At 66.7% G+C, this 12,899-nt stretch carries 12 protein-coding genes; 2 read left to right on the top strand and 10 right to left on the bottom strand.

Annotated features, from left to right (window positions below; all coding sequences use genetic code 11):
* Positions 1–74: 74 nt before the first annotated feature.
* Positions 75–425, top strand: coding sequence for a TonB family protein (locus CFB82_RS14835; protein WP_089446333.1), 351 nt, complete (start codon positions 75–77; stop codon positions 423–425).
* A 131-nt stretch (positions 426–556) separates the two neighbouring features.
* Here CFB82_RS14835 and CFB82_RS14830 read toward each other — a convergent pair whose 3' ends face one another.
* The 4 genes from CFB82_RS14830 to moaC all read right to left on the bottom strand — a co-directional run bounded on the left by CFB82_RS14830 (position 557) and on the right by moaC (position 6,141).
* Positions 557–1,732 (bottom strand): WD40/YVTN/BNR-like repeat-containing protein, encoded by a 1,176-nt coding sequence (locus tag CFB82_RS14830; protein ID WP_089484521.1) that lies wholly within the window; start codon positions 1,730–1,732, stop codon positions 557–559.
* Positions 1,733–1,811: 79 nt separating this feature from the next.
* On the bottom strand, positions 1,812–2,759 hold the full coding sequence (locus tag CFB82_RS14825) for a hypothetical protein (protein ID WP_089484520.1): 948 nt from the start codon (positions 2,757–2,759) through the stop codon (positions 1,812–1,814).
* Positions 2,752–5,439 carry a type VI secretion system Vgr family protein gene (locus tag CFB82_RS14820; RefSeq protein ID WP_089484519.1) on the bottom strand — a complete coding sequence of 896 codons (2,688 nt, stop codon included), beginning with the start codon at positions 5,437–5,439 and terminating at the stop codon, positions 2,752–2,754. Before CFB82_RS14820 ends, CFB82_RS14825 begins: the two co-directional genes overlap by 8 nt.
* Positions 5,440–5,652: 213 nt before the next feature.
* Complete coding sequence (moaC, locus tag CFB82_RS14815) at positions 5,653–6,141, bottom strand: cyclic pyranopterin monophosphate synthase MoaC (RefSeq protein ID WP_089484518.1); 489 nt, start codon at positions 6,139–6,141, stop codon at positions 5,653–5,655.
* A 270-nt stretch (positions 6,142–6,411) separates the two neighbouring features.
* Here moaC and CFB82_RS14810 point away from each other — a divergent pair, with 270 nt between their 5' ends.
* Complete coding sequence (locus tag CFB82_RS14810) at positions 6,412–8,106, top strand: M48 family metalloprotease (RefSeq protein ID WP_089484517.1); 1,695 nt, start codon at positions 6,412–6,414, stop codon at positions 8,104–8,106.
* A 39-nt stretch (positions 8,107–8,145) separates the two neighbouring features.
* Here CFB82_RS14810 and CFB82_RS14805 read toward each other — a convergent pair whose 3' ends face one another.
* From CFB82_RS14805 to CFB82_RS14780, 6 genes are all read right to left on the bottom strand, one after another.
* A complete protein-coding gene (locus CFB82_RS14805) occupies positions 8,146–8,733 on the bottom strand; it encodes a DUF2946 family protein (RefSeq protein ID WP_089484516.1) in 588 nt (195 codons plus the stop codon).
* Positions 8,726–9,763, bottom strand: coding sequence for a hydrolase (locus tag CFB82_RS14800; protein ID WP_069249359.1), 1,038 nt, complete (start codon positions 9,761–9,763; stop codon positions 8,726–8,728). Before CFB82_RS14800 ends, CFB82_RS14805 begins: the two co-directional genes overlap by 8 nt.
* A 34-nt stretch (positions 9,764–9,797) precedes the next feature.
* The gene (locus CFB82_RS14795; RefSeq protein ID WP_006749968.1) at positions 9,798–10,244 is read right to left on the bottom strand and encodes a nuclear transport factor 2 family protein; all 447 of its coding nucleotides are present in this window, start codon (positions 10,242–10,244) and stop codon (positions 9,798–9,800) included.
* A gap of 115 nt (positions 10,245–10,359) precedes the next feature.
* A complete protein-coding gene (gene waaF / locus CFB82_RS14790; RefSeq protein ID WP_089484515.1) occupies positions 10,360–11,397 on the bottom strand; it encodes a lipopolysaccharide heptosyltransferase II in 1,038 nt (345 codons plus the stop codon).
* 149 nt (positions 11,398–11,546) lie between these two features.
* Positions 11,547–11,741 carry a zinc-finger domain-containing protein gene (locus CFB82_RS14785; RefSeq protein ID WP_006749970.1) on the bottom strand — a complete coding sequence of 65 codons (195 nt, stop codon included), beginning with the start codon at positions 11,739–11,741 and terminating at the stop codon, positions 11,547–11,549.
* 50 nt (positions 11,742–11,791) lie between these two features.
* Positions 11,792–12,715 (bottom strand): branched-chain amino acid transaminase, encoded by a 924-nt coding sequence (locus CFB82_RS14780; protein WP_083265912.1) that lies wholly within the window; start codon positions 12,713–12,715, stop codon positions 11,792–11,794.
* Positions 12,716–12,899: the final 184 nt, after the last annotated feature.

The raw sequence follows: 12,899 nt of genomic DNA, 5'->3' as shown, positions 1-12,899 counted from the left end.
GCAATGCGGCCGGGCGACGTGTTCCGGTGCGCGGCGCGTGTGTCCGGAACAGTGCTCAAGAACGATATTCGACCATGGCTATTCGCTCGACCTACCTGATCCTGCCCGCCGTCGCGATGCTGTTTTCCGGCTGCGCGATGCTGTCGTCGTCGCAGGAAAGCAAGCTGACCTGTCACATTCCACGCGCCGTCTATCCGGATACCGCGAAGCCGCTCACGCGTCCGGCGACCGTGCTCGTGCGCGCGCTGATGACGACGTCCGGCGAAGCGCAGAACGTCACCGTGACGACGAGCAGCCGCAATGCGGCGGCCGACCGCGCGGCCGTCGACGCGATGACGCACGCGAGCTGCGTGCAGACGGGCGCGACCGCGAACCCGTTCCTGCTGACCCAACCGTTCGTGTTCGAGCCGCAGCGCGGCCAGTGATGCGTGAGCACCGTGGCCGGCGGTGTGCGTGCGGCCAAGGCCATCGTGCGCGAGACAGGTCGCTGCGGTTCGCGATCATGACGATCGCGCAGCCGCGGTGAGGGCCGGCCGCCGAGGCGGCCGGCGCGCGATCAGAAGGTCCGTTTCTTCAGCGTATAGGCGTGCAGCCAGTACAGCGTGTTGGTCTGCGCGTCGAAGTAGCCGCCCTGTGCGGTCTTGTCTGACGTTTTATTCCACGACTTGCCGGCGTCGGTGCTGCTGAACGTCAGGTCGATCGGTGCGCCGCCGCCGGTACCGCCGCTTCCGGAGTTCGGATCGGTTGCATAGACGAGCAGGAGGCCGTTTCGACCGATGCTCATGCTGTCGAGCGTGAGCTTCTCGTCGAAGGTGCGCAGTTGCTGCACGGACTCGGGATGGTCGTTCGTCCACGTGGAAATGGCGCCCGTCCGGCGGATGTTGTCATGATCCTCGCCGTTTTGAGGCTCGTCGAGACGCGACAGCGTGTACAGCGAGTAACGTGATCCCGATTCCGGCGTAGTGTCGAGCGCAGTGATGACCTGGCCCGGCAGCACGGTATCCGTCACGAATACGTGCTGCCCCCAATCGAGCCGGTCGACTACGCTGTGAGCCGGTGCTTCGGCAGTCTGTGCGACATGGTAGGCGATTCGCAGAACACCGTCCGGGCCGAGGCTGATTGCATTGAAATCCTGGCGCGTCTCGCTGCCGACGTGTGCATCGGCCGGCACATCGATCGCCTGCCACGTGTTTCCGCCGTCCGAAGTCCGCCATATGCGTGGCCCCCAGCCGGCCGCGTAGCCGCGCTGCGGATCGAGAAAGAGCAGGCGGCCGATGTTCTGGCTTGCAGGCCATGGCAGTTGCGACCAGGTCAGGCCGCCATTGGTCGATTTCCACAGCCGGGTGGTTTGCGGCGCGTCGCCGCCTTGTGCCTCGGGAGCCTTGTAGTTCATCCATGACGTACTGATGAACTGAACGGTCCAGTCGGGCGAGTACCACCAGGCGGCATCCTGGCCGACCTGCTGGAATTGGCGCTTCATCCCGCCGTCGATGGTGCCGCGGAAGAAGCTGATCGTCATGCGGTTCAGCAACTCGCCGGTGTCGTTCATCCACGCTTCGGTCGGCTCGGGCCGCTGCGGCTCGTTCGATTCGGCCTGGGGCTTGAACGTCACTTCGGGATTGGCGAGCTTGACACTCATCACCTCATTGCCCTTGATGCGGAAGTTGCCGCCACCATATGGCGCGTCGTCCCGCATGAAGCTTGTCGATATCGTCTCCCAGCCCGTCGTCATGTTTAAGTACCCGTATGTTGCAATGGCCACGGCAACGAGGCCACCGGCGATCCATTTCCAGCGCTTGTGTTTTCGCATGTCACTTTTTCAGCAAACGTTCGAGCGCGCGGTTGACTTCATCGGCCGCATCCGAGCCCCACTCGCGTGCCTTGTCGGCGGCGTCCGAGCCCCACTCGCGTGCCTTGTCGACCGCATCCTGGCTCCATTCGCGCGCTTTTGCCTTGGCGACGGGGATGCCCGCGTCGATTGCCTGTTGGCGCGTGCGCGCGTCGCCCCATTCCTCGATGTTTGGCCGCTTGCCGATCTTGACGAGATCCGAGACCGGCAGGCCGGCTAGCCCTCCATCCAGATACGCCAATGGGTGAGTGACAAAGGCGAAGGTCTTGAACGTTTCTCCGTCCTTGTCCAGCTCCAGTTCGTATCGCTTCACCTGCATCGAGAGCTTGCCGTTTCCCGGTTTCGCGCTTTTGATTGCGATCTGGTTTCCCTGCATGTTCTGGTACAGCCCGATCTCGATGTATTTCTGAAGCCACCACCGCGCGCTATCCAGCCATTTCTTTCCTTTTGCCGTGAGGGTGGGGTAGAGATTGGTGCCGTAATCCGAGCAATAGTAGTAGCCGTAGCTCACATAGTAAGCAGGCGGCTTATGCCCGCACCCGATATGACGCATCATGAAATTGCCGTGGCGGGACCAGTCCGAATCGATGCTTTTCGGCTTGAGCAGGTCCTCCCGCCGGTGCAGCAGTTCATGGACGACTTTCTTGTCTTTCCACGGATCCCATGACGTGGCAAATTTCTTGACGGTCTCCCATGCGCTCGACATGCTGACCTTCTCGACCGTTTCCCAGTACTCGCCGTGAAGCGGCAGGTAGTAGAACGGGCAAGTGCCAATGATGGAATCGGCGGCCGGCGTGACATGCTTGTCGCAGATGCTGATCTGCACCTTCGGCCGATCCTTGTACCCCGTCGGCGTCAGCATTCCCGCGCCGGTACCCAGGACGTTGTCCTTCTGTTGCACGTCAGCCATTCGATTTCCCTAAAAACTTGACGACGACGTCATGCGGCACGTGGCTCTGCGTGAGCCCCGTCTCGCCTGCCGCGTTGGTGACGCCTTCCGAGATCAGCGTGCCGTTCGAGAACATCTGGTATCGCGTGTTCGCGACCGGAATGTCGGTGCCGGCCCAGTGCGCGATGAACGCCTGGTCGTAGTTGCCGCTCGAGTTCGGCAGCGTCGGCATGGTTTGCGACAGGTGCGTGGGGCCGCTGAACGCATGCTGCGCGCCCTTGATGTCGATCTTGCCGGGCGCGTGCACCTCGATGTTGCCGTTCGCGATGCGGATATAGGCGCCGCCGGACGTCAGCAGGATTTCCTTCGCCGCGGCACCTTCGATCGATTGCGTGACGGCGATCAGCTTCAGCGCCTTCTGCGCGGTCAGCTCGATGTTGTCTGCCTGCGCCTGCACTTCGACCTTGCCCTTGCCGGCGAACAGCTTGATCCCCGCGTTCTGCGCGAACAGGCTGATACGGTCGAGGACACTCGCGATCAGCGATTTCCCGGCCGCGACGTGCGTGCTCTGTCCGCTGACGAGGTTGACGTGCTGGTCCGCGGCGAACTGCACCGATTGCTGTGTCGACAGTGCGATGCCGGCCGGGCTGCCGAAGAGCATCACGGGTTCCTTGAATGCATTGGCGCTGCCGGTTCCGCCGCCGCCGGTTCGCCCGCCCGACGCGCTGCCGCTCATGCTGTTCTGCGTCGCATCGGTGAACTGCTTCAGCGCCGCGTGGCCGGGGTCGAGCGAATCGCCCTGATGCTGCACGCTGACCCCCGACATCGCTTCCATCAGGCCTTCCGCCGTGACGAGCTGCTGTTGCGTCTCCTGGACGTCGAGCGGCTGGCTTGCCGGTTGTTTCGGATGCGTGGTGACGTACAGGCCGCGGTTCGCCCGAACCGCGCCGAAGGCGTCGGAACGTAGGTCGAACCCGCTGCCGAGGTAGCTGCCGCGGTTGTTGCCCGTGTGGTCGATCAGGTAGCCGAGGTGCAGGTGCGTGTTGGCCTGGCTGCTGTACAGGTGCACGCGGTTCTGCGCGGTCGCGTCGTCGAGCACCAGCTGGTTGTAACCGGCGCCCGCGTATTCCTTCGATCGGTACCCGGACAGAATGCCGTTGCTGTGCCATTGCGGGCGCGTTGCCCCGTTGTACAGCTTCCCGACGACGATCGGACGGTCGCAGTCGCCGCCGAGGAAATCGACCAGCACTTCCTCGCCGCTGCGATGGGGGTGCACGGCGCCATAGCCGTTGCCCGAATCCGATGCGGCAGCGCGCAACCAGCACGAGGCCTTCTCGTCGCCGTCGTTGAGGCGATCCCAGTGGAAGCGGACCTTGATTCGATTGAGTTCGTCGGTGTGGACTTCCTCGCCTTGCGGTGCAACGACGCTCGCCGACTGCAGATGCATCGGCGGCTTGGGGTGTTCGAACGGGCTGCGGAACGGCACCGTGGTGCGCTGCGCTTCGATGCTGACCTGGAAAATGCCCGCGCTGCCGTCCGGATGCCGGACATGCTTCAGGTCGGCGCCGCCGGCCTGCACGAGGTCGTCGATTTCGGCCTGCAGGCTGTGCGGGAACCCGGCCTGTCGATCGGAGACGGGCAGGTTGTTGGCGATCAGCCACGCCGTTTCGATCACGGCGAAGCGGCGCTGGCCAGCATCGTCCTTGTCGTGTTCGGGGTGATCCGCCAGCTCGAACGTGCGTCCCGCGTCCATGCGCCGGACGCCACCGATACCGTGAAAGCGCTTCGCGAGCGACTCCTGTTCCTCCATCCAGATCTTCGACAGATGGTCGCCGCGAGACTGTTCGGGATACGTGTAGGCCCCGGTGTATTCGTAGACTTCGAGTTGCTGTGGCAGGTCGCCCTGGTTCGCGATCGTCGGCAGGTGAGTCGCCTTCGGATTCGATGCGGTGGGCGGCTGCTTGTAGTCGAACGTGCGCGTCGTGCGCGCGACGCTGCGCAGTGTGCGCGTGCCGGAGAACTGGACGAGCGTGTCGGCCTCGTCGTGTGCGCCGGCGTGATGAAAGCGCAGGGTCTGTGGCGCCAGGGCGGGCAGTGCGTCGATCCGGTCGACGATGACGAGCTTGTGCGACTTGCCGTCCTGCGCCTGCTCCCAGAAGCCGTACAGGCCTTCCGATTCCATCAGGCGGTGCACGAAGTTCCAGTCGTCCTCGTATTGCATGCAGAACGAACGGGGCGGCAGCGGCTGGTAGAGCCTGAAGTCGAAACAGCCCCTGGCCTGCTGATGCTGGTTCAGGACGTCGGTGATGATCTCGTCGGCGGACTTGTCCTGCCAGATGCGCTGGTCGCGGCGGAACTTCAGGAAGTGCAGGAACGAGGCGAAGATGATCTGGTAGTGCGTGAGGCCACTGTCCGACCCGAGCCGGCGGGCAGCGTGCACGTACCCGTGGTGCGGCACGTACGATTTGTCGGCCTGCTGGATGCGCAGCGTCACAGGCTGCGCGATCAGCTTCTTGAGTTCGATGTCATCGGACACCGACACGGCGTCGACCGTGAACTCGAAATGACGCCCGAGCCGGGATCGCCCCTTGACGCGGTGGGGCAGCAGGACGTCAGGGCCGAGCGGCGTCTCCAGTTTGACGAGTCGTTCGTCCTGGATCGGCCCGGCCAGCAGTGCGCTTCTCAATGCTTGCGAATTCATCACCCGTGCTCGCTTTTTTTGTGCTGGGTCGCACGCTCTCTCGTGCGGAATCTCGCAATTGTATGAGATAACCAACGGATATCTCGAATTTACCCTTCGGCGGTATTTCAAATTCGGTCAGATCGTCGGCCTGACGGGCAAGGCGCGCACGCTATCCGGCCGGGCAATGGCAGGCCGTTAGCGTTCTGGCCGGATCGACCGCCGCAGGGCCACTCAGGCCGCCGGATCCTCCGCCTTCCAGTCCCCCGACTTCCCGCCGCGCTTCTCGCGCACGCTCACGTCGGTGATCACCATCCCGCGATCGACCGCCTTGCACATGTCGTAGACGGTCAGCAGCCCCACCTGCACGGCGGTCAGCGCTTCCATCTCGACGCCGGTGCGCCCGAACGTCTCGACCTGCACGACGCAGTGGACGCCCGGCAGCGCGTCGTCGAGTTCGAACTCGACGGCCACGCGCGTGAGCGCGAGCGGATGGCACAGCGGGATCAGGTCGGCCGTGCGCTTGGCGCCCTGGATGGCCGCGATGCGCGCGACGCCGAGCACGTCGCCTTTCTTGGCCTTGCCGTCGCGGATCAGCGCGAACGTAGCCGGCAGCATCCGGATCGTGCCGCGCGCGATCGCGATGCGTTGGGTTTCCTGCTTGCCGCCGACGTCGACCATGTGCGCATGGCCGGCGGCGTCGAAATGGGTGAGTCCTGACATGTCTTCCTCTAGTGGAACGGCGTGCGCGAGCACGTCCCGCGATCGCGCATCGCGATTGGCCGGGGCATCGAATCCCGTCTCTGCGCCCCGATCCGATCCAACGGTTCAACGGGCGCCTATCATAGCAGTGGCATTCGCGGCGCCGGGTATGCAGATGGCGCCGATGCCGCACGGGACAGTCACGTTGCCGCCGGTACAATGACCCGAATATTCAGACCAAACGCCGCGATGCGCGCCCGGCGCGCGGGACGGCGTCGTTTTCATCCTGCCATGCGTGTCAAACAGTTGCTTGCCGTGTCGCTGTCGGTGGCGCTCGCATTGCCGCCGAGCGGCCATGCGCAGAGCGCGTCCGCGCCGCCGCTCGAATCGGCGGCCGGCGGCGCGCGGTCGATTTCCACCGTGCCGTCCGGCATCGCGGCCGGCGTGTTCGGCACGTACGGCGGCGCGGAGAGCCGGTTTTCGGATACGGGTGGCGCGTCCGCGCCCGCCGCGAGCCTGCGTGCGCCGCTGCGCTCGCTGGAACTGCCCGACCTGGGCGACGGTTCCGGCGGGTCGCTGACGCCGCAGGCCGAGCGCCGGCTCGGCGAGCGCGTGATGCGCGAAGTGCGGCGCGATCCCGACTATCTCGACGACTGGCTCGTGCGCGACTACCTGAACGCGATGGCGGCGCGGCTCGCGGCCGCGGCGGCCGCGCGCTTCATCGGCGGCTACACGCCGGACTTCGACCTGTTCCCCGTGCGCGATCCGCAGATCAACGCGTTCTCGATGCCGGGCGGCTTCATCGGGATCAACAGCGGGCTCGTCGTCACGACACAGACGGAGTCGGAACTCGCATCGGTGGTCGGCCACGAGATGGGGCACGTGCTGCAGCGGCACATCGCGCGGATGATCGGTGCGAATGAGAAGACCGGCTATACGGCGCTCGCGACGATGCTGCTCGGCGTGCTGGCCGGCGTGCTCGCGAGAAGCGGCGACCTCGGCAGCGCGATCGCGGTCGGCGGGCAGGCGTATGCGGTGGACAACCAGCTGCGCTTCTCGCGTTCGGCCGAGCGCGAGGCCGATCGCGTCGGCTTCCAGCTGCTCGCGGGCGCGGGCTATGACCCGTACGGGATGCCGGGCTTCTTCGAGCGGCTCGACCGCGCGTCGATGGGCGATGCGGGCGTGCCGGCGTACGCGCGCACGCACCCGCTGACCGGCGAGCGGATCGCCGACATGGAGGATCGCGCGCGCCGCGCGCCGTACCGGCAGCCGCGCCAGTCGCCCGAATACGGGTTCGTGCGTGCGCGGCTGCGCGTCCTGCAGAACCGCGCGCCGACCGACATCGCGGCCGAGGCGCGACGGATGCAGTTCGAGATCGACGATCGCACCGCGCCGAACGTCGCGGCGAACTGGTACGGCATCGCGCTCGCGGATGCGCTGCTCGGCGAATACGACGCGGCCGGCAAGGCGCTCGCGTCGGCACGCAGCGCGTTCGACGCGCGCGAGCGGCGCGAGGACGATCCGGCGACGAGCTCGCCGAGCCTCGACGTCCTGGCCGCCGACATCGCGCGCCGCGCGGGGCGGGCCGACGACGCGGTGCGGCTCGCGGCGCTCGCGCAGCGGCGCTGGCCGGCGTCGCACGCGGCGATCGTCGCGCATCTTCAGGCGCTGATCGCGGCGCGCCGTTTCGCGGAAGCGCAGGTGCAGGCACGCGCGCAGGCGAAGGCCGATCCCGAGCAGCCGGACTGGTGGGACTATCTCGCGAAGGCGAGCGACGGCAAGGGTGACCTGCTGGCGCGGCGCCGCGCGCTCGCGGAGAAGCTCGCGCTCGACGGCGCGTGGCCGTCTGCGATTCGCCAGTTGAAGGAAGCGCGCGACGCGAAGGACGTGTCGTTCTACGAGCAGTCGATGATCGGCGCGCGGCTGCTGGAATTCGAGGCGCGCTACAAGGAAGAGCGCGAAGACGAGAAGAACGGCCGCGGGTAGCGGCCGATACACGGGAAGCGCGCGTGAGGCCGCTGCGGGTCAGTTGCCGCTGTCAGCTGTATTGCGGGCCTGTTGCGCCGGGCTTGCGACGTAGCCGAACCGCGTGGGCACGTCCGCACCGACGATGCTGCCGAGCGGCAGCGTGCGGCCGTCGCGCCAGCGCAGCACGGGCGGCGCGGCATCGAAATCCGCATGATCGGCGAACAGCCCGAGGTCGTGATCGTGCAGCGCCGCGATGCGCGGCGGCGTGCCGGTCGCGCGAAACAGTACGCCACCCGCGTCGTCGAGCCAGGCTTCGTCCGGTTCGAACGGCGCGCCGGTCTGGTCGGTGAGCGTGAGCTGCCCGTCGCGCTCGGCGAGCCGGACGACCCACGGCGTATAGGCAAGCTCGACGTACACGCGCTGCGGCCCGTTCTGGAAGAACCACTGGCCCTGCGCGTCGCATTCGTAGTTGCGGCCGATGAACGCGTTCAGCGCCGCATGCCGGATCGGCGAGCCGAGCTCGCCGGCCGCCTGGGCCGCGTCGTCGCGCAGCCGCCATTCGCCGCGCCGGTCGAGCAGCAGCCAGCCGGTACAGTGCGGCACGTTCGGCCATTTGGCGAGAGCCTGCCTGACGATGTCATCCATGGTCGACGAATTGGGAGCAATAGCCGAACACCCGCGCCGACAGCCAGTCGAGGCGGCCGGGGAACGGCCCGGTCATGAATCCCGCGTGCCCGCCCGCCGCGGGCTGGTCGAGCTCGACGGCCGGCGATACGTCGGCCGGGCCCGGCAATGCCGATTCGGGCAGGAACGGGTCGTTGCGGGCGTTGAGGATCAGCGTCGGCACGTCGATCGCGGGCAGCAGCGGTCGTGTCGTCGCCTGGGTCCAGTAGTCGTCCGCGTTCGCGAAACCGTGCAGCGGCGCGGTCACGACCTCGTCGAAGTCGCGCATCGTCACGGCCTGCAGCATTGCTTCGCGGTCGAACAGCCCCGGGTACTGGTCGAGCTTCGCGAGTGCCTTGCGCTTGAGCGTCTTCAGGAAGCTGCGCGTGTAGACCATCGCAAAGCCTTGCGACAGCGCGCGCCCGCCGGCGTGCACGTCGATCGGCGTCGAGATCGCGGCGGCCGCCCGCAGGATCGACGTGTCGCTGCGATGCTCGCCGAGCCAGCGCAGCAGCACGTTGCCGCCGAGTGACACACCGGCCGCGACGAGCGGCCCGCGATGCTGCGCGGCAAGCCGGCGCAGGATCCAGTCGACCTCGGCGCTGTCGGCGAGATGGTAGAAGCGCGGCTGGCGGTTGATCTCGCCGCTGCAACTGCGGAAGTGCGGCACGACGGCGTGCCAGCCCTTCGCGCGCGCGGCGGCCATCATCGCGAGCGCATAGTGCGAGCCGGAGCTGCCCTCGAGGCCGTGGAACAGCACGAACAGCGGCGCGTCTGGCGCCGGCGCGGCGCTGTCGAGATGCGCGACCCAGTCGAGATCGATGAAGTCGTGGTCGGGAGTTTCCCATCGCTCTCGTCGGTAAGCGACGACGGGGCGTCGCGCGAACAGCGCGGGCACGATGGTTTGCGCATGGCTGTTGGGCAGCCAGCGTGGTGCGCGATAGCGCAGTATGTCGTCGTCGGGGGCCGGGGCCCCGGTCAGCGGCGAGGTGGGCGGAGAAGCCGTACTCATGATCGCCCCGCGTATGCGTTGCTTCGTCTTTTCGTCAGTGCAGCGGACCCTGCCCATGACGGATCTTCGCGGCGAATTGTCCGGCCGCTTGTTCGGGAATCGGGCTCGCGTGAATATGCGCGATGCGCCACTCGCCACGTTCGTGAATCATCACGTACGTGGCGAAAACCATGTCGGGTTCGGCCGTCAGGTCGGCCTGCTGATGCGCTTCGGCGATCGTATAGACGACCGTGCCGAGGCTGTCGTACACGCGGATGTCGAGCGGCTCGATCGTCACGGGGCGCGTGGCGAGCCGGTTGGCGAGCCCGCTGCGGATCTGGTCGAGGCCATGCAGATGCTCGCCGTCCGCCCATACGCAGCTGGCGAAATCCTCGTCGATCCACAGTCCCAGCAGCGCGTCGAGATTGGCATCGGCGACGGCCTGGTAGTAGGCGTTCAGCGTATCGGCGGCGGCTTCGAAGAGGCGGGCAAAACGTGGCATCGGGGTTATCTCTCGCGCGCGTCGCGCGCCGTATTCAGCACGGCGGCCCGGATGGGGCCGCCGTACACCGGTGAATCGGATTGCCCGGCGCGCCGTGCGACGCTGCCGGCCAGGGTCAGCGCTGCCCGACGAGCATGCCGCGCAAATCGCCGAATACCTGCTCGGGACCGAGTTCGCGCAGGCACTTCAGGTGGCCGAGCGGGCACTCGCGTTCGAAGCAGGGACTGCATTCGAGATGAAGCCATTGTACCTTCGCCAGGTCCGACAGCGGAGGGGTGTGGCGCGGATCGGTCGATCCGTACAGTGCGACGAGCGGCCGGCGTAGCGCGGCGGCAACGTGCATCAGCCCCGAATCGTTGGTGACCACCGCGTTCGCGCGCGCGATCAGCGCGCACGCCTCCGACAGCGACGTCTGCCCGCACAGGTTGCGCACGTTCGGTGCGTGGTCGGCGATCGCCTGCGCGGCCGCGGCGTCCTTCTGCGAGCCGAGCGCGACGATCTGCGTGTACGGGAACGACTGATGGACGATGGTGGCGAGCGATGCGAAGTGCTCGGGCGGCCAGCGCTTGGCCGGGCCGTATTCCGCGCCCGGGCAGAACACGACGAGCGGCTTGCGCGTATCGAGATTGAAACGTGCGGACACGCGCGCCGTCTCGTTGAGATCGGCGTCGAGGCGCGGCGGGGGCAGCGTCTTCATCGACTCGGGCAGCTTCGCGCCCGGCGCATACGCGAGCGCCGCGTAGTGGGCCGTCATCGGCGGCCGCTCGCCCGATTTGTCCGGGTTCGCGTGCCGCACGTTCAGCAGCCCGTAGCGGTGCTCGCCCGTGTAGCCGACCCGCAGCGGGATGTTCGCGAGCCACGGGATCACCGCGGATTTCAGCGAATTCGGCAGCACGTACGCCGCGTCGTAGCCGACGTCGCGCAGGTCGCTCGCGAGCTGCCAGCGGCGCAGCAACTGCAGCTTGCCGTGCGCGAGATCGGTCGCGTAGACATCGTGGATCTCGGGCATCCGCTCGAGCACGGGCGCGACCCACGAGGGCGCGACGGCATCGATCGCGATGCGGGGATGGTTTTTCTTCAGCAGCGCAAAAAGCGGCTGCGCCATCAATGCGTCACCGATCCAGTTCGGTGCGATAACCAGCGCTCGACGCATCAGGTCGACTTCCGATGTCGTAATGAAGCACGGCGCTCAGGCGCCGCGTTCGGGTTGCCAGAATGGAGAACGGCGGCGCGCCGGCAATCCGGCGGCGCCGCCTGGGTGGGCGGCGGCCTGCATCCGCCCGCAGGCCCGGCCGCCGGGGCTCAGTGGCCCTTGACGACCTCGCCGTCACGCAGCTTGTAGCGCGTGCCGCAGTACGGGCAGCGTGCTTCGCCGTGCGAGACGTCGATGAAGACGCGCGGGTGGGCGCTCCAGCGCGCCATGGCCGGGTTCGGGCAGTACGCGGGAAGATCCTTGGCCGTCAGCTCGACCAGCGGCATTTCCTTGATTTCACTCATGAGACTTTCTCTTATCACTCTTTTGTGGGGCGGTCGGTGGCGCGGCGCGCTCAGACCTTCGTCAGCCAGTTCGCGTACTTCGCGTTCTTGCCCGACACGATATCGAAAAACGCCGACTGGAGCTTTTCCGTGACGGGGCCGCGCGCGCCGCTGCCGATCGTGCGGTTGTCGAGCTCGCGGATCGGCGTGACTTCAGCGGCCGTGCCGGTGAAGAACGCCTCGTCGGCCGTGTAGACCTCGTCGCGCGTGATGCGCTTCTCGATCACCTCGATGCCGGCGTCCTTCGCGAGCGTGATGACGGTATCGCGCGTGATGCCGTCGAGGCACGACGACAGGTCGGGCGTGTACAGCTTGCCGTTGTTCACGAGGAAGAAGTTCTCGCCGGAGCCTTCCGACACGTAGCCGTCGACGTCGAGCAGCAGCGCTTCGTCGTAGCCGTCGGCGGTGGCTTCCTGGTTCGCCAGGATCGAGTTCACGTACCAGCCCGACGCCTTCGCGCGCACCATCGACACGTTCACGTGGTGGCGCGTGAACGACGACGTCTTCACGCGGATGCCCTTCGCGAGGCCTTCCTCGCCGAGGTACGCGCCCCACGGCCATGCGGCGATCGCGACGTGGATCGTGTTGCCCTTCGCGGCCACGCCGAGCTTTTCCGAGCCGACCCAGATGATCGGGCGCAGGTAGCACGACTCGAGCTTGTTCTCGCGCACGACTTCGAGTTGCGCGGCTTCGAGCGTTTCCCGGTCGAACGGCACGTCCATCTGGAAGATCTTCGCCGAATTCAGCAGACGTTTCGTGTGCTCGTACAGGCGGAAGATCGCGGTGCTGCCGTCGGCCGACTTGTACGCGCGCACGCCCTCGAAGACGCCCATGCCGTAGTGCAGCGTGTGGGTCAGGACGTGGATCTTGGCGTCGCGCCAGTCGATCAGCTTGCCGTCCATCCAGATCTTGCCGTCGCGGTCGGCCATTGACATAGATTTCTCCTGGGATGCGGTTGTATGCAGCGTTGAGCCGGAAAGACGCGTATTTTAGCGTCATTTGAAGGCGATCCGGTCGGTCGGCGCGGGGCCGGCGCTATAATCGCCCGGTACCGATTCCAATAACGACGGGTCGTACCGGCAGGAGGCGCCGGCGCCCCGACGAACCGCCCGCTGCGGC

This window comes from Burkholderia sp. HI2714, assembly GCF_002223085.1.
Classification (GTDB): domain Bacteria; phylum Pseudomonadota; class Gammaproteobacteria; order Burkholderiales; family Burkholderiaceae; genus Burkholderia; species Burkholderia lata_D.
Note: the sequence above shows the minus strand (reverse complement) of the source record. Positions and strands in the feature narration are given on the sequence as shown.